The organism is Rhodopirellula sp. UH5 (assembly GCF_056839225.1).
The window spans coordinates 4183145-4207449 of record NZ_CM166390.1 but is presented as its reverse complement, the minus strand read 5'-3'; the positions used below and the strand labels follow the sequence as shown (position 1 = coordinate 4207449).

Here is a 24305-nt window from a genome sequence, read left to right as displayed (position 1 = left end):
TCCTCGCAACCTTGAGATTGCAACATGCAAGTTTTTGATTCTTTAGATGAGCTTTCCAACGCTGCTGCGGATGCGTTTTGCAACTTGGCCACCGAAGCGATTGAAGCGCGGGGTGTTTTTCGCGTGACGTTGTCCGGCGGTTCGACTCCCAAGCGTTTGTATGAGTTGCTGGCGACGAAAGAGTTGCCGTGGCAGAACATCGAGTTCTACTGGGGCGACGAACGCAACGTCACGGAAGACAACTTGGACAGCAATTACCGAATGGTTCGAGAAGCGTTGTTGTCGCATTTGCCGGCTGGTTCATTCCGAGCTTTTCCGGTGCCGGTGGATCCCGACAACCCTGCGGCCACGGCGGAAGCCTACGAGAAAACACTGCGGGAAACGTTTGCGGGTTCCGATCTTCCGACGTGGGATTTGGCGCTGTTGGGAATGGGCGATGACGCTCACACGGCGTCGTTGTTTCCTGAAACCAAGGCGATCGAGCAGAACGATCGTTGGTTCGTGGAGAACTGGGTGCCCAAGATGGAAACCTATCGCTACACACTGACCGCACCAGCGATCAATTCCGCTCGTCAGCGTTGGTTTTTGATTGGTGGATCGAACAAGCGTCAGGCACTCGCGAGTGTTCGAAGTTCCGCCAGCGATTTGCCTGCCGCGCTGTTTCCATCGCGATTGATTGAGTCGCCGGCTTGGTTTGTCACACGAGATGCCGTCGCGACTGCTTAAGCAGGTCGGCAGGAGTCTTTCGGCATTCGAACTGTTTTGGCAAGCATTATTCCTGCCACATACAACCGGGGCTAAGGCCCAAACGGCTCACACGGTTCTGCCCGATTATTCCTGCCCACTTGCTTGGAACAAGCTCACGATCGCGTTGATGCACCAGACGAAGATCATCACCATCAATCCCAGCAGGATGATCAGGGTGATCACGATGGCCATCAGGATCGGCCAAATGCTGCGGCGATGTTTGTCCTCGACGTAGTACTCCCGCAACAACAGCAAGTTGCGGTGGTTGGCTTTGTAGAACAAGTCAAAGAGGTTGCCCAAGATGGGAATGGTTCCGACCAAGGCATCCAGGCCCACGTTGGCGAGCATCCTCAGCACGAGCCTTGGGCTGGCACCATTTTTCGCCATGGTTGCGATCAAGATTCCGGAAAGACCCATGCTGATCGCATCGCCGGCACCGGGGACGAGGCCAAGAAGGAAGTCCAATCCGAAACGCACCTTCGTTCCGGGGATGCGAAAGCGGGTGTCCAGCAAACGGCTGTAGCGATCGACCCAACGCAGCGATGGATGGCTGAGTTGCACCTCCGTCAGGACAGCCGATTCACCGGTGAGCGATTGGGAGGCAGATTTCATGAGCGTGGAGGGGCTGGGGATGGGGCGTTGGATTTTAGCCGGCGTCTTCAGAATCCGCGCTGCAGTCCGGGGGTGATGTCCAAATCCAGCGGTGCGAATTGGTCGGCTTCGTATTTCTTCCAGGCGATCGCTCCCATGACCGCGTTGTCAGTGCACAGGTGCGGTGGCGCGATCCAGAGTTCGAACCCGTCTTTTTCGGCGGCGGCCTGCAGGTCACGCCGCAAGCGTAAGTTGGCAGCCACGCCACCGCCGACGATCAGCCGATTGGTTCCGCTGCCGGGTTCGTTGGGACTGGAAGCGTTGCGATTCCTGTGCCGCTTGATTGCCCGACGACATTTTGCGACCAACACATCCACCACGGCAGCCTCGAATGACGCGCAGACGTCTCGTTTGACTTGGTCTGAGATTTCCAAGGTGGAAAAATCTTGCCGACCGGGTCCAGCGATGGCGTACCGAACCGCGGTCTTCAGTCCGCTGAATGAAAAGTTGTCGCCGGGATCGTGGATCATCGAACGCGGGAAGGAGTACGCTTGATCGTTTCCTTCCATGGCGAGCTTGGCGACCTCGATACCGCCCGGAAACGGCAGCGAGAGCATCGCGGCAACTTTGTCGAATGCTTCGCCCGCGGCGTCGTCGATGGTTCCGCCGAGGTATTCCAGTTCGATGGCGGTGTGACAGTGGTACAGGCTGGTGTGCCCGCCCGAAACGATCAGTCCGATTGCCGGGTAGATGTCATCGGGGGCACCGTCGATCAATTGGCACGCGTACAGGTGAGCGTGCAGGTGATTGAGTGCGATGAGTGGTTTGTTCCAAGCCAACGCGAGCGTTTTGGCAGCAACGACGCCGACCAGCAGGGAACCAGCCAGCCCAGGTCGATCGGCCACTGCGATCGCGGTCAGGTCCTCACCGCGGACGTTGGCCTGGTTCATGGCCGTGTCGATCACCGGCAGGATGCGTTCCAGGTGGGCTCGCGCGGCGATCTCGGGAACGACCCCGCCGAATTGTTCATGCAATGTTTCTTGGGTCGCGATGCATTGTCCCAGGACCGTGCCGTCGCGGCGGATCACGGCCGCGGCGGTTTCGTCGCAGGTGGATTCAATGGACAGCAGCAACTCGGGGCCAGTTGCGGCGGTCATAGCTGGACTCGTCCGAGGACGTTGTAGGTTGGCCCGTGTTTTTCTAAAAAGCTGCCAACGACATGGATTTCGCGGACGTTGAACTCGCCCACTTCGTCGTCTTCAAATTCCCGCCATCGATCGATGACTTCTGAATTGGCTCGGCGGCTTCCGCTGCGAGTGCGTCCCACGGTCAGGTGAGGCCGGTAGTCTCGGGGTTCGGGTTTGTAGCCGAGTTCTGCGAAACGTTTTTCGAGATCCGCGACCAAATTGGTCAGCGAGGAGGTGAAATCGTCGACGGCGATGGTCAGCACACGAGGTCGTTCGAGGTCGGGGATGCCTGAGGTACCCTCCAGAACCAAGCCAAAGGGATCCAGGGCGTCACAAGCTGCTTGCAGTGTGTTGCAAACCGTCGGTATTTCAATGTTGTCGACTTCCCCGAGGAACTTCAGCGTGAGATGAAGATTCTCGTCGGGAACCCATTTGATTCCGTCTCCAGGGCTTTTGGTTTCCGCCATCCAACGCGATGCTGTGCGGGCGAGATCGGATGGCAACGGAATGGCCAAAAAAGTGCGAATGGTTTTCATGAGCGAAAGTTTAACGAGATGACGTTTTCAGTGCATCGGTTCGAACCACCGAGCTTTGTGCCGCATCGTTGGCGTCGAGGGGGGCACTTGCAGACATTGCTTGCACCGCGGGCAACGATGGGGATGATCGAATGGCAAAAGCTATCGACTCAAATCAAATCCGAGAAGCATCGGTTGCCGGTGTCGGAGGGCGACACACTGATCCTGCATGACGATATGCCTGCACCTTGGGTGGAATCTCCTCGGGGCAGCGTGCTGTTGTTGCATGGGATTTGTGGCTGTCACGCGGCCGATTACATGGTTCGATTCACACGAAGGTTGCTGGCGATCGGCGTGCGTGTGTTCCGATTGGACATGCGAGGTTGTGGTGAATCCGTGGCGTTTTGTCGAGGGATCACGCACGCGGGACGAAGCGACGATGTGTTGGCTGCGATCGAGTTCATTGCTTCGTTGACGAGCGATCGTGGGACGCCAATCGGAGCGGTGGGAACCTCCTTGGGCGGCAACCAATTGCTGCGTGCGGCGGGACGAGTCGGGGCCGGTCTGGATGCCCGTCCCTCGTACTGGGATCGTGTCGGGCCGATCGTCGCGATCGCGCCACCGATCGATTTGCAGGCCTGCAGCGACCGGATGGAGGCTTGGTCCCTGCGTTTTTACAACCACTACTTCATCACTCAGTTGCTTCGACGAGCCAAGTCGACGTTGCAGATGCGGGAGGAGTTGGGCGGTCTGTTGGACGGTCGGGCTCCAAAAACACTTCGTGAATTTGATCGCCGGATCACTGCGCCCATGGCTGGTTTTGCGGATGAGCGTTCGTACTACGCAGAGTCTTCGGCTCATTCGGTGGTGGAACAGATCGATGTGCCTGCGTTGATTGTCACCGCGGCCGATGACCCATTGGTGCCGGTTGATTCGTTTGTCGCTCTTCGCGAGCGGCTTCGCGAATCCACTCGCGTGTTGACGATGCCGACGGGCGGCCACCATGGGTACACCCAGTTGGATGGAACCGCATGGACCGATGAGCTGATCGCAAAATTTTACGACGCGGCCTGGTAAGGCTGGCCGTGCACCTTTTTTGTCCGGTGCCGTTCGGTACGAAGCGTGCGGAAGACGTTCCCTTTGATCTCGATTGGCATTCCCCCGCACCGGAACACGCTCTTCATGTTGGCACTGCCGCGCGTGCGGAATTGATCCGGGCCCGGGTTCGACGGAAAACGCACGTCCAGTCGCGGAGCGACGGTAGTTGGGGACAGGTCGCAACCACCTGTCGCCGCTCCGCGGCTTGGTTGTTTTCGATGTCGCCGTGGGAGACCTCGGGTTGAAACCCGAGGCTGGCTGATGTCACCGCTCCGCGGTTGCGGTTGCGGTTGCGGTTGCGATTGCGGTTGCGGTTGCGATTGCCGATGCGATTGCCGATGCCGATGCCGATGCCGATGCCGATGCCGATGCCGATGCCGATGCCGAGCACGAGCACGAGCACGAGCGTGGGCGTGGCGACGCAGTCGCAGGCGTTGGTGGGCTCAGTTGACGCCTTCGAAGGCGGCCTGGATCAGGTCGATTTGTTCCAGTTTGTGAGCTGCCATCGACCCGGTGCTGGGGCTGGCTGATTCCGCACGGGTGGCCTTGGTGAACCGGAAGCGAGTGTTGAGCTCGTCCCCGATCTTGAGTTTCAGGTACGGCCACGCACCCATGTTCTCGGGTTCTTCTTGGACCCAGCGGATTTCAGTTCCTTCGGCAAGACCTTCGAATGCGGCGAAGATTTCGTCTGGGGACAGCGGGTAAAGTTGTTCTAGACGCATGATTGGCACGCCTTCGATGTTCTTGTCTGTGCGTTCTTGCAGCAGGTCGTAATAGACTTTGCCGGTGCACAGGAGCAAGCGTTTGGCGTCTTCGAGCGGCACCTTGCGATCTGGCAAGATCTTGCGGAAGCCGCCCTCGGCAACCACGTCCAGCGGGCTGGTGACCTCGGCGTGCCGCAGCAAGCTCTTGGGCGTCAAGACAATCAATGGCTTGCGCCATTTGCGGATGACCTGACGACGAAGCAGGTGGAAGTACTGGGCCGGCGTGGTGGGCTGGCAGATCTGGATGTTGTCTTCGGCTGCCATCGCCAAGAAACGCTCGACACGAGCGCTGCAGTGTTCAGGCCCCTGTCCTTCGAAACCGTGAGGCAGCAGCATGACCAAGCCGGAGAGGCGATTCCACTTGTCTTCGGCACTGGCGATGAACTGGTCCACGATCACCTGGGCGGCGTTCCAGAAGTCGCCAAATTGGGCTTCCCACAGGCACAGGCCGCTGGGGCAATCGAGTGAGTAGCCGTATTCAAAGCCAAGCACACCGGCTTCGCTCAGCGGGCTGTTGAACAGTTCCAAGCGAGCTTGGCCGTCATGCAGGTTCTTCAGCGGGCAATATTCGTTGCCGTCACGCATGTCGTGCAGGACCGCGTGGCGGTGGCTGAACGTTCCGCGTTCGCAATCTTGCCCGGTCAATCGAATGGGGTGGCCCGCATCGAGCAGCGATGCGAACGCGGCGGCCTCTGCTGCGGCCCAATCCAGAGGTCGTTCGCCGCTTGCCATTTCACGGCGTTGCGACATGGGCCGCTTGAGCTTTTTATGAGGCGAGAACCCTTCCGGCAAACGGGTGAGCTTGTCGAGCAATTCGCTCAGTCGCTCGACCGGCATCGTGGTGTCGACTTCGTCGGTGGGTTCCGGTCCGCCGAAGTATTCCATCCAGTTCGCGGCCAGCGTTTGCGTGTCGGGGACAAAGGACTCGTGCTTGCTGGCTGCGAATTCGCTCTCGAGTTTCTCGGTCCGGTCGCGGCTGATTTCGTCGGCTTCTTCTTCCGTGATTTTGCCGAGTTTCAGCAAGCGATTGAGGTACTGTTGCCGGACGCCGGGACGGCGATCAATTTCGGCGTACATTTGCGGTTGGGTGAATCGTGGTTCGTCACCTTCGTTGTGCCCCCAACGACGGTAGGCGTACAGGTCGATGACCACGTCGCGATGGAATTTTTTGCGGAAATCCATGGCCAGCGAGACGACTTGGGCAACCGCTTCGGGGTCTTCGCCGTTGACGTGGAAAATTGGGATTTGCAGCATCTTGGCCACATCGGTGGCGTAGGTGGTGCTGCGTCCCTCGTCGGGTTCGGTGGTGAAGCCGACTTGGTTGTTGATCACGACGTGCAAGGTGCCGCCGGTGCGGTAGCCTTTCAGTTCGCTGAGGTTCAGCGTTTCTTGGACAACACCTTCCCCGGCGAAGGCCGCGTCGCCGTGAATCAGGATCGTCATCACGTCCTGGCGGTCCGTGTCGCCACAATTGTCCTGTTTGCAGCGTGTTCGACCGAGTGCCACGGTGTTGACGTATTCGAGGTGGCTGGGGTTAAAACACAGTGAAATGTGCAGGTGGTCACCCGAAGCGGTCTTCCAGTCGCTGCTGTATCCAAGGTGGTAACGAACATCGCCCCCACCGCGGCTGAGTTCCGGCGTGGGGTCATCGAACGACCAAAAGATGTTCATCGCCCGTTTTTTCAGAATGTTCGCCATTACATTGAGGCGACCACGGTGCGCCATCGCCATGACCACTTCTTTGACTTGATGCTGGCCTGCTTTTTCAAGCGCCAGGTCAATCAGAGGGATCAGGCTTTCCGCACCTTCGAGCGAGAATGTTTTGGCACCGACGAATTTGCGGCGCACGAATTCTTCGAAAATCGTGGCGTCGGCCAGTCGGGTGTAGATACGGCGTTGAACTTCGTGGGACAGGTCCAGCCGATTTTCGGTCGTTTCCATGCGGCGCTGCAACCAATCGCGAATGTTGCGATTGTCGATGTGCATGAACTGGGCGCCGATGCTGCGGCAGTAGGTGGACTGCAGTTTGTTCAGGATGACGTCGAGGGTGCTGCCCGAGACGTTTTCCAAGATGCTGCTGTCAAAGGGACGCGCCAGGTCCTGTTCGCTCAACCCGTGGCTTCGTGGCGACAATTCGGGGCAGGTGTGTTCGAACAACCCGAGCGGGTCCAGGGTGGCGATCAGGTGACCCCGAACACGGTATTCGCGGACCAATTGGTCCACCCGGTCTTGAATTCGAGCCAGCCAGAGAGCTTGGTCGACATTCTGGTCGCCCGTGGATCCGGTGCGATCGGTCGTGTCGGCAGCGCTTCCGGCTTGGCCTGATGCAAAGGCGGGAGCCACCACAGAGCGTGCTCCCGAGGGCGTTCCGTTGGTGCCAGAGTCACCTTGCACGCTCTTGGGGGGCGAAGCAGAAACGCTTGCGCCAGCTCCTACCAAGAACTGCTCAAAGTATTGACGCCAGGTTTCCGAAACGCTCGACGGATCACGCACGTATTGCACGTACAAGTCGTCGATGTAGTCCAACGAATAGCTATTCATGAGTCCCGCAACGAACCGCCGTGGCCAAGCGAATCGCAAAGGAGGAAGGAAACGTGGAAGGTGGGGCAAGCGTTGACAGGCACGGCTCCAACCGGGGTGCCATTGTCGCGCTGAAGTCTACTGTACGGAACCGATCCCGGGGTGGGTAGGACGACCGGGTGAACTTTTCCTCGGTTCTCGGTACGTTTGACGCGGCGACAAGGTTTTGGGAACGTTTTTCCCAACCGCTTCGTCTTTGTTTGCTCCTCTTTCCGATTTAGAAATTTACTCAGAATGGCCGTTTTAATTCAGCTCCGAGACGCCGAGAAACGGTTCGGCGACCAAGTCTTGCTCGACGGAGCCAATGTGTCGCTGGTGGACGACGTGAAGGTGGGCTTCGTCGGACGAAACGGAGCCGGCAAATCCACGATGCTGCGAATCCTGCTCGGCGAAGAAGATGTCGAACGCGGCGAGGTGATTCACCACCCCAATTTGCGAATTGGCTACCTGCGGCAGCACGATCCTTTTCAGGAGGGCGAATCGGCGCTCGATTTCCTGATGCGTGACAGCGGCGAACCGGATTGGCGTTGCGGTCAGGTTGCCGGTCAATTTGAACTGAAAGGAGACTATCTGGAGGGGCCGGTCAAAGCCCTGTCGGGCGGTTGGCAAACCCGAGTCAAGTTGGCGGCATTGTTGTTGCACGACCCCAACTTGCTGATGCTGGACGAACCCACGAACTTCTTGGATTTGCGGACCCAGATCTTGCTGGAACACTTTCTGCGAGACTTCGGCAAAGCCGCGTTGATCGTCAGTCACGACCGCGCGTTTTTGAAAGCGACCTGCAGCCAAACGCTGGAGCTTTCCCGCGGGCAGCTAACGATGTTCCCCGGGAGAATTCAGGAGTTCCTCGAGTATCGCGATGAGCGCCGCGAGCACGAAAAACGTGTCAATGCGACGGTGCTTGCCAAGCAAAAACAGTTGCAGCGTTTCATCGATAAAAACCGTGCGAATGCGTCCACTGCCAGCCAGGCACGCAGCAAAGCCAAGCAACTCGAACGATTGCAGACGACCGAGGTGGTGGGCGATGAGCCCACCGTCAACATCCGGGCACCGCGCGTTCAGCCGCGGCAGGGGACCGCCGTCCGCTGCGAAGGCCTCGCAATTGGCTATCCGGGGCACGTGGTGGCCGAAGACATTTCGTTGGAGATCGAGCACGGGCAACGAGCAGCGATCGTGGGTGACAACGGCCAGGGAAAGACGACGATGCTGCGGACACTGGTCCACTCGCTCGAGCCTATCGAAGGTTCGATGAAATGGGGCCACGGGATCGAGATCGGCACGTATGCCCAGCACGTTTACACGACGTTGGATGAGCGGCAGACGATTCTCGAGCATCTCGAATACGCCTCGGATCCTGAAACCACTCGCCAAGATGTGTTGGCGATGGCAGGGGCATTGTTGTTCCGCGATGAACACATCCAGAAGAAAATCAAGGTGCTCTCCGGTGGAGAACGCGCACGTGTTTGCATGGCCAGTTTGTTGCTGGGCACGGCGAACGTGTTGGTGCTCGATGAACCGGGAAACCACTTGGATGTCGAAACCGTCGAGGCGCTTGCGGAAGCGTTGAAGCTGTACAAGGGCACGGTGATCTTCACCAGCCACGATCGTCACTTCATGGCCGAAGTCGCCACGAACGTCATCGAAGTCAGGGACCGGCGAGTTCGCAACTACTTTGGCAGTTACGAGACCTACTGCGAGGCGGTCGAGAAGGAAATTGACGAAGGCGAACGGGTTCGCAACGCGAACGCCAAGGCGGCGGGGACCGCACCCAAGGCGGGGGCGGCCAAGAGCAGCGGGGATTCACGTCAGGACCAGAAAGAACAACGTAAACGCGAAAAAGAGGTCAAAAACCTGGAGCGAAAAATTGCCAAGCTGGATGACGAAAAGAAGGAGCTGAACCAGAAGCTGCTGAACGAAACCAACCCTGCCGAAGCGGTTCGTTTGCACGATCAAATGCAAGCCTTCGAAACGGAACTGGCGGAAGCGGAAGAACGTTGGATGGAACTGAGTGCGGACCAGTGGGAGTGAGTGGAGGCTCGCGGTAGGCGAGTCCCACCATCGCTGAGTTCAGACTCCACGGGTCGCGTTCATTGAGCTTCGCGGGTCACTGAGCGCTGCTGGGTTCAACCAACAGCAGGTCGTTTTCGGGCATCGCCAGGGTGAGGTTTTGGGTGATCCCGCTCGGCCAGCGAACTTCCATGGTGACCTCCGAATCGTTGTTCGGAATCGCAAAGGTGAGGGTTGGTTCGTTCGAGCATTGGTATCCCGAACCCGCCATTCGCTGCCGCATCTGTGTTCCCGAACTGCTTGTCACCAGGACGGTTGTGCCGATCGCATCTCGCTCGGAGGAAACGCCAACCACGCGAACGGCCAACGACTTGGTCACGCGAGGTGTTTGGTTGATCAGCAGGGCCGTGGGGCGGAACAAATCGGTGACGACCAAGTCGGTTTGCCCATCCCGGTCGGCATCCAGTGTCGCCATGGCGCGTCCCAAACGCGGTTCTTCAAAGTAGGGACCGGCGGTGGATCCAGGGACCCATTGCCATTCATTGTTCCCGTCGATGGCAAACAACTGGGCAGGCATTTCATACTGCACGCCATCGTGTGAGAAGTCATCGATGTGACCATTGGCGATGACCAGTTCATCCATTGCGTCACCATCCAAGTCGATGAATTGGGTTCCAAATCCAAGCATGTCTTGACTGGTCTCAGCCAAGTGAACCGCCTCGGTTGTGTCTTGGAACAAGCCCTCGTGAACTTGTTCGTAGAAGGTATTGGATTCGTCGGTGAAGTGAGTGACGAACAGGTCCATGTCGAGGTCCCCGTCCGCATCGGACGCTGCAATCCCCATGGAAGCCTCCGCGGCGGATTGATGGTTGAAGGCGAGTCCGCGAATGGTGGCTTGTTCGTGCAGTGACTTCGACGCCGGTTCAAATCGCCAGAAATGATTCGCGGTCATGTCGTTGGAAATGTAGACGTCCAACCCATCGGCACCGTCAATCTGTCCGACCAGAATTCCAAGCCCGCGACCGGGGTCGCTGTTGGCAAACCAAAGGTCGGTTTGATCCTCAAAGTGAGACGAACCCTTGAGGACTCCACGGTTGCGATGAACACGATCGCGTTCGGCAGGCAAGGTGGTTGGCTGACACGAACGGTATGCCTGGATTGTCTGATCGAGGCAACGTGTTTGATAGGGTGAGGAGGAGCCGCAGTAATTGACTTCGATCAAATCTGCGAGGCCATCGTGGTCGATGTCAGCGATCGCAGTCGACGAACTCCAGGTGTTTCGTGGATCGGTGCCGACGTCAGTTCGAGCTTCGCTGTCGGAAGTCATTGCATCGTCTGGACGATCAAACATCCACCGTGTGACGTTGGTGAAGGTTCCGTCCCCGTTGTTTTGATACAGGGTGTTGATGCCGATGTTTGCGATCAAGCAATCGGGAAAACCATCTGCGTTGAAATCGCCGATGCCGACTCCCTGCGTGAACCCAGTGTCAGCCAAGCCGCTGGCGGAGGAGACATCGATGAAAGTTCCTGCCAAATTGCGGGCGGTGGTGTTGGGTTGGCTGTCGCGTCGACCGGGTGTGCCACCTGCTGCTGTCAGGTGAAGATCGGGCCAGCCATCCAAGTCGAGGTCCAGCACCCCGGCGCCACCCAGACCCGATTGCCACAGCCACAGCCCGTCCTCTGGTCGTGGACGCTGCAGACCAACGGTGTGGTTCAGACCTCGGTTGGCCGCTTCATCGATCAACCGGTACCCGCGATCACGGATTGTACGTGCGGGTGCCGGGCGTTTGGGCGTGTTCGAAGCTTCCAAGGTGGAGCGGTCGTCCTCTGACAGACGCCTGAACCATCCACGCTCCGCCGCCGCGGCGAGTCGCTCTCTGGTATCGGACTTGGTTGGCAACCACTGCGTGTCAAAGGTTTGCCAGGGGGTTTTTCCGGTCAGTTGGCTTCGAGCGGCCGCGTAGGTGTCCTGCAGGTTTTCCGCAGGGTCTTGTGGTAATGCGAAAGCGGCCCGCAGCCAAACCACGGCTTCCCAGTGCCGCCCCAGGGCTTGCAGTTTCTCCGCCACAACAACTGCCAGGCGTTGTGAGTTGCGACGCCAGCCAAGGAAACCATCGATGGCGTCTCGCAACTCGTTGACCCGCCCGGCTCGAACCGCCACTTTCTGGCTCAAGTCGAGGTTGCCTGCACTGGCCAAGGCCGCGGTCAGCTTGGTCAGTGCTTCGTGGTGATTCGGGTCCAGCCGCACCGCTTCTGTGAAAGCTGCGACGGCGAGCGAGGAATCGCCGTTTCGGTTCGCCCAGACACCACGAGCCAGCCACACTTGCGGGTGTTCCTCGTAGTCATCTGCAAAGGGTTGGAGGGCAATCTTCTGAAGGGTTTCGGTGTCGTTTTCTTCCACGGCGGCTCGAGTCAAGAAAGCCCAGGCAGGTGTGAATTCAGGGTGCTGCTTGACGACAGGTTTCAGTTGCTCGAGGACTTTTGCCCAGCGATGGTTGTAGGCGTCAAATCGAGTCATCGCGTATTGAGGCCGCAAGTCCGAGGGGTTGAGTTTGAGGGCTTGCTCACACATCTTGTCATCCGCCTGCGGACGCGACGAGTCACTGACGATCACCAGTTCCGAGATACCTGCCTGTCCTCGTTGAATCAGGTATTGCAAGTGCACCATCGCATCCCGCTCCAGCGCTTGACTGATCATCAAACCAAGCAGTGAAACCCTGCGACCAGCATCGTCGGGATGCAATTCCACGCATCGTTTCATCAATTCGATTGTGTCGAAGGTACGGCCCTGTGCCATGTAAGCATGACCGGTCTTCTCGAACAAATCGGCAGCCGGCAGGTCCGAGACTTCGATGGCCGTGTCGAACATCTCAATCGCATCGCTGGTTTCGCCGAGCGCGTTCCAGGCATCGCCGAGTTCTTCGTAGGTGTCGGCGTGGTCGCCCGCGGTGAGCATTGCTTGACGCGAGATGGAACGCAGTGACTGGGGGTCGCGGGCGGCGACCGCGGCCGCGATTTGTCGCCGGAACGAATGGGGATCGGAGTCACTGACCACATCGTGCCGACCAGCGGTGTGTTCCTTGGGAGCTGCATCCGTCTCGATGGAGGCGTGGCCAGCGCTTGATGGCGTAGCATTGGACGGATCACTTGGTCGGCATCCAGGCAGCCAAAGGATCAGAAGAATAAAAGCGAGGTTGCCGCCGAATTTCATGAGGGATCGAAAAACGAGTTGCGAAGCGTACCTGTTGGAGATTACAGCAGAACGAGGGGAAGGAGTTCACGTACAAAGGTACAAACACAAAAAAAACGGGCCCCGAAAGAAATTCGGAGCCCGTTCGAAGTTTGATCGGCGACGATTCGGGATGCTGAACGCACCTCGTCGTCGGATCCTAGAGATCGTCGATGCTGACGATTTCTTTCATGCCACGTGTGCTCAACGCACCCCACAACCCGTAGGGGCTGGCCGAGCCAGGAGCACGGTTTCCGGTTTGACCCAGCATGACCACGCCATTGTGGATGTTGCCCGAGTCAATCGAATCGGTCACGAAACGGACTGCACCATCACCCATCAGCACGTGCACACCACCTTGGTGGCGACTGCTGGGTGGGCAAGCACCGGTGTCGAAGTCGCCTGATCCACCGAAACAGATTTCGGCATTAGGAGGCAAGATGCAGTTGAAGCCGGTGTAGATGATCGGGGTGTCCATCCAACGGAAACCACGTTTCCAATCGGCGTTGCCGGTCCGGATTCCGCTGCTGCCAGTGCCGGCAACATCAGGATCCCAGAATTGGGGGCGGGCGGGGTTGATCCAACCGGCTTGGTCACGGCAGTGAGCAGGGTTGTTGTGAATCGTTCCCCAACCGACTCCATAACGAGCATTGGTCGTGATCGCGTTGTCACCAAGGTCGGTTGCGATCTCACCGCACGCGATGGTATTGGACAAGCCATCCAAGACGTCGCGGAATTTCAGCTGACGACGGTGGTAGAAGAAGCCACGGTTGGTTGCGTTGGCGTTTTGGCCATTGTTGGGAGTCAAGATCCATTTGCCACCACTGTGACGCATGTAACCGTGGTTGACCCAGTCCGTGCTGTCGCCAATGCAAGCGGCGTAGTTGGTCCGGCCGTGTGCTGGTGCACCGCGACCTGGATCACTGGGGCAACGGAACGTTCCGACTTCGGTGAACCAAGGACGGTAGGAACCGCCCCAAGGTGCTGGGCCCATGGGTGGGAAACCTGGGTCAATGGCGTTGCCATTCATGTCCAAGTTGTAAGGGTTGCTGATTTGCTCCCAGAGACCTTGTTGCTCGATGAACGGTAGCACGGCGGGCAACCAGCTCAAGCGAAACTTGTTGGTGGTGAACCCGGGGCCGGAACCACCTGGGTCGCCATCAAGGTACGTGCCGCCAGCTTGCTTCGGCAAAGCATTGTAGGCGGAGTGATAGTTGTGAAGGCCCAAGCCAATTTGCTTGAAGTTGTTGCCGCACTGCATGCGACGGGCTGCTTCACGAGCAGCTTGGACGGCGGGCAAGAGCAGCCCAACGAGGACACCAATGATGGCGATGACAACCAGCAGCTCAACGAGCGTAAAGCCGGAAGCTTTTGTTCGGTTTCGAACCATTTCGCGCTCCAAAAGACGAATAGAGAAGAATAGGAGAGTGCAGGAATCAATGGCGAGCGAAAACACTCGCCGGGTCCCTGCTATGTCTTACGGGCGAAGGTTACGAGGATCTAAGGGGGCTTGGAATCGCGTAAGATGAAGCGCAAGGGTAGATGAACGATTCCTTGCGAATTTTGAAGGGGTGTTTGCTGCCTTCTCAATCGGGTGGGGAAGCGGAGGGTGCGTGAAAGGACGGAGTCGTTTGCTGCGAAGGAAAACACACGCGAAATGAGCTTTTTTCCCGGGTGAAACGCAGGCAAGGAATGGGGAGGGTGCGAGTTGCGACGTGGTCGGCGCGGGACAGGCCAGTTGCTCGCGCATGAAAAAACCCAGCACTGAGAGAGTGCTGGGTGGAGATAAAAATTTTTGAAATTTCTGTGACTAGTCTTGCTGCGCGTCTGTGGCAGCATCCATTTCTTGCTCGTACGAACTGTCGTCGTAACTGAATTCAGCAGGCGGTTCAATTTGAGTGGTGCTGTCGTCAGGAGCGCAGCCCATGACAGAGAATGTGCCAGCGAATACGAGCAGTGCGAAAAAGGTCTTGGTAGCTTTCATGGTATGGCTCAATGAGGGGAATGGATTAACACCAGGTAAGCCTAATCGCTTGTGAAAGTTGCTGGCAAGAGTTTGGCTCAAGGTGAGCGGGGTGCGAAATTCACCCAGTGAATGTTTGGCTGTCCTTCGATGATCAACCCTCGTCGATTTAAATCTACTTTGTTGAAGGCTTGCTTCTCTCCACTGGGCCAGTTCACTTCAATCCGGTGCAACCTTTGGTTGGCAGGGATTCCGATGCAAACAACGGCTTCATTTCGGCACATGTAGCCGTCTCCTGTCACGATCGCGTGATCAATGGAGCTGTCATTCAGTTGCACCTGCACTGTAGCGCCGATCGCGTCTCGTTCGGAGTTGGTGCCGATGAGCTGCAGTTGCAGCCAGTCGTTGATCGTCTTGGTTTGGTTCTCCAGCAGTGCCAAAGGTTCCATCAAGTCGCCGACCAAGAGATCAACCAAACCGTCCCGATTCCAATCGAGTCGGGCGACGGAGCGGGCCAAGTGCTGGTTGGCAAAGTAGCCGCTGACATCGGCGGGCTGCGTTGCCATCCAACGGTGATTGTGATTGATCAGCAACTGGGTGGGCATCCGGAAGTGTTGCTTTTGTGGTCGTCGATCTTCGATGTCGCCATTGCCAACGACGAGATCTTGGTCGCCATCGTTCTCGAAGTCGATGGCTTGAGTTCCAAACCCAAGCATCGTCCGAGAGTGTTCTTCGAGACCACTTGAGAAGACGGCATCGGTGTAAAGGTGGTCTGCTTGTTGCAGATAGAGATTGGACAATTCGTCATCGAAATTGGTGACGTGGAAATCGAGAGTGTGGTTGCCATCAAAATCTCCCGCCGCGATTCCCATGCTGGCCAGCGGGCGACCAGTGATCCCGTTTGCGACACCGCTGAGAACGGCTGTGTCATGAAAGGTGACGTTTGAAGTTGCGTCGCGATCCCAGAGTTGATTTTGAGTTTGGTCATTGGTGACAAAGATTTCGTTGCTGCCATCGGCATCAAAATCACCGACCACCAAACCCATTCCGCGATGTGCTTCTGATGTGGTGGGGCAGAGTTCGCGAAGGGCGTGGCCTTCCAGTGATCCGCTTGGACTGCTGAGAAAGACACGGTCTGCCGCGGCGGTGAACTGCATCGGACCGGGCAAGCGAATCGGGTTTCCGGAGGAAGCGAATTGGATCGAATCAAAGATTCGTTCATCGTCGACGTAGTTGATCTCCACGATGTCTGGCAAATGGTCACCGGACACGTCCGCAATGGCCAACCCGGTCGTGTAGATCCCTTGGTCCCACGTTTGATCCACCTCAGCGGATCCAAAGGTGCCGTCGCCTTGGTTGATCAACAGGCGATTGCGTCCCATGTTGCCAATCACCAGGTCTGCGAATCCATCTTGGTTGAAGTCACCCGCTGTCACCGCCATCGAATACCCGCGGTCATCGACGTGGGCGGAGGCGGTAGCGTCTGCGAACGATGAGCCCAGGTGACGAGCGAGGTAGTTGGCGGATTGTCCGGGCTCGGTTGCGTTGCCATCGCCCTGGGCAGCGTAGATGTCGGTGTTCCCATCCAGATCAAAGTCGAAGCAGGCCAGTCCCGAGCCGAGTGGTTGGTGCAGCAAGAAATGCTTTTCGACGGGCGGGTTGGCATTGCGATACTGGAAGGTCAGGCCAGTTTGCGAAGCAACATTTGCGAAGTGTGGTTGCATCGATGGTTCGTCGTTGGGCGTTTGTTGAAGTGGTGTGTCGGAGGCTGGCACGGTCGGTCCTCGTGAACGGACGAGCGACTTCCAATCGGTTTGGGGGGGCGTCGCGGGGGGCAACCCGACGCGTTGAGCGAGCAAGGAATCGGCAGAGTTGATGGTCTGTTTCAGCTGGCTCAACGCAGCGAGGTGTTGATCGACTCGAGCCTGTTGCGGGTTGGTGTATGCGATGGCGTTGAACTGCCAAGCGAGCGATTCATACGGCAGTCCGACGGAGGTGACTTGTTGAGCCAAGATTTGGCAGGCTCGGCCGACGTTGCCTCGTCGAGTCACGGTGGAAGTCGCGAGCTCGGCCAGATCCTTTGCCAGTTGGGCGCGTTCTTCCACACGGGAAGCGGCTGGGTCGGAGTTCAGGCCGCGCAGCGCGGTGCTGAGGCGTCGCAACGCTGACTCGTGAAGTGGTTCCAGTTCAACGGCCCGCTGGAAGGCTTGGCTCGCTGACGTCCATTCTCGGTTGGCCTGGTACCAGGTCCCGATCGCCATCCAGTGGTCGGGAAACCGTTGGCATTCGTCGGGAGCTTCCGCAAAAGCAGAGGATGCTTCCTCGGTTCTTCCCATCTCCGCCAAGATTCTTGCCCGCAGTGCAAGCAAGGCTGGTTCGTCCGTCGCAAAACCGGGAGCGTTTTCAAGGACGTCCATGGCCTGTTGGAATTGATTGTCGTCAAGCTTCTCGCGAGCCATTGCCAGGGCTTTTTGGGATGGCTTGGCGCGTGAGTGTTGGCTGTCATGGATTTGTTGATCGGGTGCCAACAAGCAGAGCAGTTCCACCGTTGTCATCGGCGAGTGTTGAACCAAGCGTCGAAGGTGCTCGTTGGCTTCGAAACGATTGCCTTGTTCGTTTTGAAGGGCTGCGATGGAACGGAGCGAATTCACATTGGAGGGAGCTGACTCGAGCAGTTGCTTGTGTCGGTCGATGGCAGCGTTGTAGTCGCCGCTTTCCGCCAGCCAAGCGGCTGCATTGGCAAGCAGCGTGGGGCGGTGCTGCGGCAAACGTTCGGCGGATTCGTCCAGCAACTCGATGGCAACGTCGAGGTTGCCCAGGGACCGTTCGGTTTGGGCTGTCAACGCGATCAATTCCAGTTGATCGGGTTGCGATTGCAAGAGCGATCGCAGTTCTGTCAGAGCGCCCGAGGGGTTCCCCGATGCAAGGAGACGTTGGGCATGCAACAGGGAGGGGGCTGCATTGTTTGCTGAGTCCGTCCCGGTCTGCGGCGGCGTCTTCGCGGAAGAGGACTCGGCAGGTTCAGCTGAGCGAGAGGGGAGGGGCGAAACTTTGGTGGACGAGTCCTGGCGGTCGCAACCCAAGATCGCTAGCAGAAGAAGCAGGACGAGGCTGGCAGAAAAGGAGGCGACCGGTTCGGTCCATTTGGACATGGCTCGTCACTGCAGAAGTGAAATCAACGTTGTGGATTTCACTCAGTGTAGCCGACCTGGTCGTTTTGACTGTCGCGTTAAAATCGCAGTTGACCACCAATGCTCAGGCCGTGCGCCACGTAATCGTTTTGGATGAATCGGAATTCAGGACGGGAAGGCGAGGTCACGATGCCGGGAGGGGCCAGCAGGTCGGGATCGACATCGCGGTCGATTTGGTCACCTGGGCGAGCGACGTTCGGCATGTAAAGCAGCGTGTATCCAACCGTCGCGTCCAAGCAACTGGTGAGGTGCACGCCGAGCGTGAACCCGACTTCGGGAACCATCGTGAACTCATCGCGACTGAACGTGCCCGAATTGTCTCGTTGAGCGTAGAGGCCGCCGGTGTATTCGTCGGTCACTCCCGATTCGGTGATGGTGGTGTTCCCATTGATGGAAACGGTTTGGGATGTCGTTCCCACCGCGACACGCAAGAGGCTTTCCAGCCAAATGCGTTCCAGGTTGGCTTGGTAGACCACTCCCAGTTGCAAACCATCAAATTCGTTGCTGGTCCGAAACGCTTCGTTCAGGTTGATCGTGCCGGGGGCGGCGGTGAGTTGCGATTCGAGTGATTCTGAAAACGTCAGCGATTCGTCCAGTTCGATGTGTCGATACCCGATCAGCCAATCGACTCGGTCGGTGTTGCGGCAGGTCACGCAGTTGCCGCCGCATGTTGGACACAAAGCAATCCGACCGTTGACCAGGTAGGAGTTGAGTTTGGAACTGGCCCCGACCGACAAACTGCCGTCGACCACGCCGGGATAGTTGATCAACTGAGACGTCTCGATGTCGGTGTCGGTTCGATAGAATGGGCGAGCCACAATTTGAGTTCCGCCATCGCGGCTGAAGCCGGATTCATTCGATCCGATTCGGAAGAATTCTCCTTCGATTCCGAATGCCGAGGCGGGTGTGACGAAGAACCCACCGCGGAACCGGATGCCGTTGGTGCTTTCATCGTTGATTTCGCCGCCATACAAGGTTTGGGTGTTTGCTAGTCCCAACACACCTGCATCGGTTTGAGCGGTGCCCGTGGGGCTGGTCGTGACCAAAGCAGGAGTGTCCATGCCGTCGGCCCACCAGCGGATGTAGTCGGTCCGCAACCAGAACCGATCCTGCGTGGCAACGGTGGGAGCCAACAGGTTGCTCGGGAACGATTGGCTCGGAAACCCTGCTAAGAATCCGCCACCTTGGGTGCCGGAATTGTAGGCCGCGGTGGCGTAGGGATCGAGGTTGTTACCACTGACTGGGACGACCGCATACTGTTGAGCTTGCACGCGTTGAGTTTCACATCCGAAGCTCAGCAATAAAATCAGCGAGGCGATGATTGCGCCGCAAGTGAATGGTTTGCTGAGAGAGCGTGAAGCGTGGGACGCGAAACGTAGATTGGTCGGGGCTGGCATTTTTTTTCCGTTCTAGATCGGATTCGCTCAAGATTTTGGCGTGTCCAACCGAACGGATCGTCAATCCAAGTCCATGGCGTCAAGACCAAACGAGGATCCTGGGTCAATTCCAACGATGCAACCGTTGTGAAACAGGCCTGACTCGCAAGGTCCCGGGATGATGTGCGGAAGAATTGCAGGAGCTGTTCGTGGGAGCTCTGCGAGAGAGATCGGACGACGCCTTCCCACGCGTGGACGCGCTCGATGGCCGACGGGATTCACTCGCCAGAGATTGACGATGGGCGCATGAAAAAGCCCGACCTTTTCCCCCCGAAAAAGGCCGGGCTTGACTCACGAAATCGATCCGAGCGTTCCACCGGCTCCCCGTTGCCCGGCATCGATTTGTTGTCGCGAGTTCGCTTCAGTCCAATGGATCAACGATCCGTCGGACGGTTCTGAACGCCTGGTGTTTGCATGAACGAAGCCAGGAAGCTGCGTTTGCTGTTGTCGACGACGGTGAAGTCGGTCAGGGCAACCACTGTTGGGTTGGTCCCACCCACGTCAATGTCGTCGATGCTCTCGCCATTGCCCAAGGTGCCTTCCGAGGCACTTGGGAACTCCGGCCCATCGCTGGTGCCACTTGGCAGGGAAAGACGAGTGACTTGGTACTTGCCAGGCAACAAGTCTTCGAACAGGTATTCACCATTGGCATCCGTGGTCACTGTCACGGGAGTGAACGTGCTGCCGTCGGTGAGCGTGCCGGTCAGTTGCAGTTGAACACCGGCGTACCCAATCTCGCCTGTGTCCCGAACACCGTTGCCGTTGGCGTCACGGTACACGTTGCCCGAGATTTCATTGATGGCTTGGTCAATGGCGGTGGTTGCGGAAGCCGTGTTGTCGGTGGTGTTGGTTTCCGCGGTGGTGGTGGAGACCGTCACGTTGTTGACTTGGTCATCCGTCACGCCGTCGTTGACAGAAGCAATGATGGTGAACTGGAACGAACTGCCTGAGGCAATCGTGCCGCCGTTGACCGTGACCGTTTGACCGGTTGCCGACAATGCTCCGCTGGGTCCTGTGCCGCTGACGAATGTCAGTCCGGCTGGCAGAGTGTCAACCGCCGTGACGGCTGCTGCTGGCGAAGGACCGTCGTTGAAGACATTGACGGTGTAAGTCAGTTGGACACCGGTTTGAGCCGTCGTCACGTCCACGGTCTTGGTGACTCGCACGTTGGCTTCTGGAACCACGGTGACGGGCACGGATGCCGAGTTGTTGTCCGTTTGGGTTTCACCGGTGTCGGTCGCCAACGAAACGTTGTTGGTGATCGAACCGGAGGCGTCGTCATTGACGGTTGCCGTGATGGTCAGCGTTCGAGTCGTGCCAGGAGCAAGGTCGAATTCAGGGAAGACGATCACACCGTTGGTGGTGCTGGTGGGCGTCACGGCGGCACCGCCTGAGGTGGCGGAGGCGAATGTCAGCCCCGCGGGCAAGGTGTCGGTCACAATCGCACCGGTTGCCGTCGAGGGGCTTTCGCCGTTGTCGGTTTCGGTGCCGTCGTCATTGGTGTCGTGCGAGACCACAATGTTGAACGTCACGGTGTCATTGGGACCGAAGGTGGTGGCACCGCCCTGGACGGTTTTGGCGATCGTCAGATCGAACTCAGGAGTCACCGCCACGGTGACGGTGTCGGTGTTGTTGGTGCTATCCAGTTCCGTCACCCCAGGGACTGCGACGGCCGCTGAGTTGACCAGGTCCGTTGTCACGGTGGGATCCACGTCCGCGGTGACCGTGAAGGTCCGCGTGGTGCCAACAGGAATCGAGGCGTATTCGACTTCCAACAAACGAGTGGTGGTGTTGAAGTTGGAAGTCGAAGAACCAGCCGCGGTGATCACCACGTTGGACAGTCCGGCTGGCAACGTGTCGGTGACGCGAGAGTTGATTGCATCGGAAACGCTGTCGTCGTCATGCGAGACTGTGAAGGTGTAGGTCACGGTGTCCGCACCTGGGACAACGGTGGCTTCCGCCGCCGTCTTTTCCAGGATCAAGTCGATGCGAGCATCGGGATCGATGTTGACGGTGGACGTGTTGTTGTTGGAGTCCGATTCCGGATCCGTGGTGCTGACCGTGGCTGTGTTGGCGATCACATCGAATTCATCCGAGCCGATTCCGACTTCGAATTCAAACGTCAGCGATTCGCTCGGGTCCAGGTTTGGAACGGTGAAGGTCAGGGTTTGACCTGTTTGGATCACGGTGACCCCGGACGTTCCAGCATCAAAGCTGCCTGCGACCAAGGACAGGCCATCGTCCAAGATGTCGACGACCGAAACTCCGCGAGCTTCGGACGGTCCGGCGTTGCTGACCACGACTTGGTAGGTCACAAAGCCGCCGGCAACAACTTGGAATGGTGAGGTGCTGTCGATGATGTCATCGGAGTCATCGCCATCGGTGCGATCATCTGGAATCCGAGTTTCGACGACGGTTTTGGCGACCGTCACATCGACTTCTCGAACAACGTCGGTGGTGTCATTGGTGGTGACATCGGGAGCGTTGTCTGCGGATGCGGTGACCGAGTTGTCCAGCGGCGAATTTGCGTCGGCGATGGTGGGATCAACCGTGACAATGATCTCGATGGTTTCGTCTTCCCCGGCGGCCAAGTCACCCAAGACCATTTGGATCTTGCCGATGTCGGGACCCGCGGTCACGAGGCTGGCTGAACCCGCACCGTCGGTGAAGCTGGCCGAGACAAACGAGACTCCTGCGGGCAGCGTGTCCAACGCGGTGACGTTGATCGCGTTGTCGGAGCTGGTGTTGGTGACCGTGATTTCGTAGGTCAGTTGGTTGCCCGCGGTGACGGTCGTCAAGTTATCCGTTTTGGTCACGCTCAACGTTGCGATCGGAACGTCCGCGTTGGCCAGCGAAACGTTGTTCAGCAACGGGTCGGAGTCGACTGGGTTGGTGGGGTCATTGTCGACCTCCACTTCATACCCACTGACGTGAGCTTCGTTTTCAGGGTCCGCCGTGATGTCGGTGTCGATGTCGGTGAAGACTCGGTAGGTCACCGATCCCGAGGCTGCCAAGGCACCAACGCTGAAGGTGCGGATTTCGCGACCGGCTCCGCCGACCTCGGTCGTGGTGGTGGTGGCAACGGCACCGCCGCCGCTGTCTTCGACGCGATCGAACGTCAATCCTTCAGGGATGTAATCTTCGACGTTCACATCGGTCGCGTCGGTGGGTCCCAGGTTTTCAATCACCAAGTCAAACACGGCGGTGCCGCCTGCGATCAGGCTCGACGAGGCGGTGACCAGCGACTTGGTGATTCGCAAGTCCGTGTTGGGGACCACACCAAAGTCGACGGTGGAGTTGGTGTTGTTGTCGGTGCCGTCGGTCGTGGGTTCGCCGTTGACTTCCAGCGTGATGGCACCGCTGACCAAGCCGATTCCATCGACATAGGTGCCATCGTTGTCGTCGTTGGCGTTCAGGTCGGTGTCCGCTGCTGCGGTGCCACTGGCGGAGTGCCCAAAGAGTGGTTGGCCCGTTGCGAATTCGGACTCAGGGATCACAACGGCGTAGGTTCCAGGGCCAAGTGGATCGCCGCTGGTCAGCGTGGTGAACGTGTAGGCGCCGGTGGTGACGCCGCCGGTCACGGTGGTGGTTGCGATCGGCGTGTCGCCAGCATCGACCGTGTCGGCTGGACCGCTCAATGCATACAGTTCGACCACGATTTCATTGCCCACACCGGGGTTGGGGAAATCGGGTTCGCCGGCATCGCGATCGCCGTTGTTTTGGTTGGCTTGGTTGGTTCCGCCGCCATCATCGATGAAGATTTCACCGCCCAATTCCATGGGCTGAATGCTGGCCAGGTTGATGACGTTTTCGTTGCTGCGTTGGGATTCCAGGACCGAAACGAAGAGGTCCAAGCTTGGAGCTCCGCCGCCGGCATTGCTGCCAACACCGTCCACGAAGACTTCGATCGCACCGACGTCACCAAAGTCGGCACCCGTTCCGGTGTCGGAAAAGGCACTGAAAGGGACGAACAACTCTTGAGCAAGGCCGATGTTGCTGGGCAGGTCCAGTTGGGCGGTCGAGAAGTTGGCGGCGTCGGTGTAGATTCGGATTTCCAGACCGTCGGTCACGACTTGGTCGCTGCGGACCGAAAGGACGATCCCGGCTGCGTTGTCCGAGTCAGAAAGATCGGCACTGCCCAGTCCCGTTGGGTCCAGAACCAGGGCACCGCCATCGGCGTCCACCCCGTCGTATTGCACGAGCAGGGTTGCGGTGACGTCGCCACCATTGCTGAAGACCAGTTCACCAGAACCGGTGACGATCTCGAACTGGCTGTCGCCGCTGGTTCTTGCATCCAGGAAAATCTCAACGTCTCGCTCGTCGCCGATCACATCGCCACCCGAGGTCAACGCACCGCTGCTGCTGGTGGTGGTGCTGCCGGCGACCGTCTCGGTGATCGGTTGGGATGGTTGGTCGATGGAAAACGCATCGATGGTGGCGGCGGTCACACCGGTGTCGTCTGTGATGGTCACGGTCGCGGTGTCAGGGAAGACCAATCCGCTGAGGTCAGCACCACCCGGGGCGTCTTCTTGAGTCAAAAAGTACACACCGGTGGCTGTTGTGCCCGTGGCGTCGGAGCCGTCCAGGTTGGTGAAGCGGTACTCACCATCGGCCACCGTGGTGACGGAGCCTTCCACCACGTCGGTGCCGATTTCCAGCGTTCCGTTGGAGTTGGCGTCACGGTACAAGGTGATCAACGCACCCTCGATGGCTGGTTCGCCACCGTCCATTGATCCGCTTCCATCGCTGTCGATGTAGGCGATGCCGCTGATCGCACCCAGGTCGGCGGCCATCAGCTCTCGCTTTTGCAGGGATTCCAGTCTCAGACGCCGTTGTCCGCGACGACCACGACGACTGGATTTCGCTTGATCAGCTTGATTGGTGCGACGGTTTTGACCGGTCAGACGGTCGATCATGCGTTGGAAGATCATGTCCAATTCCCTGGAAACTGTTGTCTTGTTGGGGGAGCGTGCGTCTCCGGAGCCTGCCACGCGAAA

Annotated in this window: 14 protein-coding genes; 3 read left to right on the top strand and 11 right to left on the bottom strand. The window is 58.3% G+C overall.

The window, feature by feature from the left end; all coding sequences use genetic code 11:
* The first annotated feature begins 24 nt into the window (after positions 1–24).
* Positions 25–726: a 6-phosphogluconolactonase gene (gene pgl / locus UH5x_RS15030; protein ID WP_047817396.1), complete on the top strand. Its 702-nt coding sequence runs from the start codon at positions 25–27 to the stop codon at positions 724–726.
* Positions 727–831: 105 nt separating this feature from the next.
* Here pgl and UH5x_RS15025 read toward each other — a convergent pair whose 3' ends face one another.
* The 3 genes from UH5x_RS15025 to thpR are packed head-to-tail and all read right to left on the bottom strand — an operon-like array spanning position 832 to position 3061.
* Complete coding sequence (locus UH5x_RS15025) at positions 832–1359, bottom strand: DUF4112 domain-containing protein (protein ID WP_482632876.1); 528 nt, start codon at positions 1357–1359, stop codon at positions 832–834.
* Between the two features lie 47 nt (positions 1360–1406).
* Positions 1407–2495, bottom strand: a complete 1089-nt coding sequence (gene tsaD, locus UH5x_RS15020) for a tRNA (adenosine(37)-N6)-threonylcarbamoyltransferase complex transferase subunit TsaD (RefSeq protein ID WP_047817398.1) — start codon at positions 2493–2495, stop codon at positions 1407–1409.
* A complete protein-coding gene (thpR, locus tag UH5x_RS15015; protein ID WP_482632875.1) occupies positions 2492–3061 on the bottom strand; it encodes an RNA 2',3'-cyclic phosphodiesterase in 570 nt (189 codons plus the stop codon). The genes tsaD and thpR overlap by 4 nt, the downstream gene beginning before the upstream one ends.
* Before the next feature lie 123 nt (positions 3062–3184).
* Here thpR and UH5x_RS15010 point away from each other — a divergent pair, with 123 nt between their 5' ends.
* The gene (locus tag UH5x_RS15010) at positions 3185–4117 is read left to right on the top strand and encodes a YheT family hydrolase (protein WP_236696749.1); all 933 of its coding nucleotides are present in this window, start codon (positions 3185–3187) and stop codon (positions 4115–4117) included.
* A gap of 103 nt (positions 4118–4220) precedes the next feature.
* On the opposite strand, the gene UH5x_RS15005 is transcribed toward UH5x_RS15010, so the two are convergent.
* Together UH5x_RS15005 and UH5x_RS15000 are read right to left on the bottom strand one after the other, a co-directional pair.
* Complete coding sequence (locus UH5x_RS15005; RefSeq protein ID WP_482632874.1) at positions 4221–4541, bottom strand: hypothetical protein; 321 nt, start codon at positions 4539–4541, stop codon at positions 4221–4223.
* A 40-nt stretch (positions 4542–4581) separates the two neighbouring features.
* A complete protein-coding gene (locus tag UH5x_RS15000) occupies positions 4582–7443 on the bottom strand; it encodes a 2-oxoglutarate dehydrogenase E1 component (RefSeq protein ID WP_482632873.1) in 2862 nt (953 codons plus the stop codon).
* 273 nt (positions 7444–7716) lie between these two features.
* Here UH5x_RS15000 and UH5x_RS14995 point away from each other — a divergent pair, with 273 nt between their 5' ends.
* The gene (locus UH5x_RS14995) at positions 7717–9510 is read left to right on the top strand and encodes an ABC-F family ATP-binding cassette domain-containing protein (protein WP_482632872.1); all 1794 of its coding nucleotides are present in this window, start codon (positions 7717–7719) and stop codon (positions 9508–9510) included.
* Positions 9511–9586: 76 nt separating this feature from the next.
* Here the strand turns inward: UH5x_RS14995 and UH5x_RS14990 are convergent, their stop codons facing one another.
* The 6 genes from UH5x_RS14990 to UH5x_RS14965 all read right to left on the bottom strand — a co-directional run bounded on the left by UH5x_RS14990 (position 9587) and on the right by UH5x_RS14965 (position 24239).
* Positions 9587–12700 carry an FG-GAP-like repeat-containing protein gene (locus UH5x_RS14990; protein ID WP_482632871.1) on the bottom strand — a complete coding sequence of 1038 codons (3114 nt, stop codon included), beginning with the start codon at positions 12698–12700 and terminating at the stop codon, positions 9587–9589.
* 178 nt (positions 12701–12878) lie between these two features.
* A complete protein-coding gene (locus tag UH5x_RS14985; RefSeq protein ID WP_047817462.1) occupies positions 12879–14108 on the bottom strand; it encodes a DUF1559 domain-containing protein in 1230 nt (409 codons plus the stop codon).
* Between the two features lie 420 nt (positions 14109–14528).
* Positions 14529–14702, bottom strand: coding sequence for a hypothetical protein (locus UH5x_RS14980; RefSeq protein ID WP_053061320.1), 174 nt, complete (start codon positions 14700–14702; stop codon positions 14529–14531).
* Between the two features lie 77 nt (positions 14703–14779).
* Positions 14780–17833, bottom strand: a complete 3054-nt coding sequence (locus tag UH5x_RS14975; RefSeq protein WP_482632870.1) for a CRTAC1 family protein — start codon at positions 17831–17833, stop codon at positions 14780–14782.
* Between the two features lie 77 nt (positions 17834–17910).
* Positions 17911–19269, bottom strand: coding sequence for a BBP7 family outer membrane beta-barrel protein (locus UH5x_RS14970; protein ID WP_482632869.1), 1359 nt, complete (start codon positions 19267–19269; stop codon positions 17911–17913).
* Positions 19270–19682: 413 nt separating this feature from the next.
* Positions 19683–24239 carry a beta strand repeat-containing protein gene (locus tag UH5x_RS14965; protein WP_482632868.1) on the bottom strand — a complete coding sequence of 1519 codons (4557 nt, stop codon included), beginning with the start codon at positions 24237–24239 and terminating at the stop codon, positions 19683–19685.
* Positions 24240–24305: the final 66 nt, after the last annotated feature.

Bases quoted from the DNA above. Each gene is read 5' to 3' on its own strand.
- UH5x_RS15025 (WP_482632876.1), bottom strand. From the start codon at position 1,359: ATGAAATCTGCCTCCCAATCGCTCACCGGTGAATCGGCTGTCCTGACG.
- UH5x_RS14985 (WP_047817462.1), bottom strand. From the start codon at position 14,108: ATGGTTCGAAACCGAACAAAAGCTTCCGGCTTTACGCTCGTTGAGCTG.
- UH5x_RS14965 (WP_482632868.1), bottom strand. From the start codon at position 24,239: ATGATCTTCCAACGCATGATCGACCGTCTGACCGGTCAAAACCGTCGC.
- UH5x_RS14995 (WP_482632872.1), top strand. From the start codon at position 7,717: ATGGCCGTTTTAATTCAGCTCCGAGACGCCGAGAAACGGTTCGGCGAC.
- UH5x_RS14980 (WP_053061320.1), bottom strand. From the start codon at position 14,702: ATGAAAGCTACCAAGACCTTTTTCGCACTGCTCGTATTCGCTGGCACA.
- tsaD (WP_047817398.1), bottom strand. From the start codon at position 2,495: ATGACCGCCGCAACTGGCCCCGAGTTGCTGCTGTCCATTGAATCCACC.
- UH5x_RS14975 (WP_482632870.1), bottom strand. From the start codon at position 17,833: ATGTCCAAATGGACCGAACCGGTCGCCTCCTTTTCTGCCAGCCTCGTC.
- UH5x_RS15000 (WP_482632873.1), bottom strand. From the start codon at position 7,443: ATGAATAGCTATTCGTTGGACTACATCGACGACTTGTACGTGCAATAC.
- UH5x_RS14970 (WP_482632869.1), bottom strand. From the start codon at position 19,269: ATGCCAGCCCCGACCAATCTACGTTTCGCGTCCCACGCTTCACGCTCT.
- UH5x_RS15010 (WP_236696749.1), top strand. From the start codon at position 3,185: ATGATCGAATGGCAAAAGCTATCGACTCAAATCAAATCCGAGAAGCAT.
- thpR (WP_482632875.1), bottom strand. From the start codon at position 3,061: ATGAAAACCATTCGCACTTTTTTGGCCATTCCGTTGCCATCCGATCTC.
- UH5x_RS14990 (WP_482632871.1), bottom strand. From the start codon at position 12,700: ATGAAATTCGGCGGCAACCTCGCTTTTATTCTTCTGATCCTTTGGCTG.
- pgl (WP_047817396.1), top strand. From the start codon at position 25: ATGCAAGTTTTTGATTCTTTAGATGAGCTTTCCAACGCTGCTGCGGAT.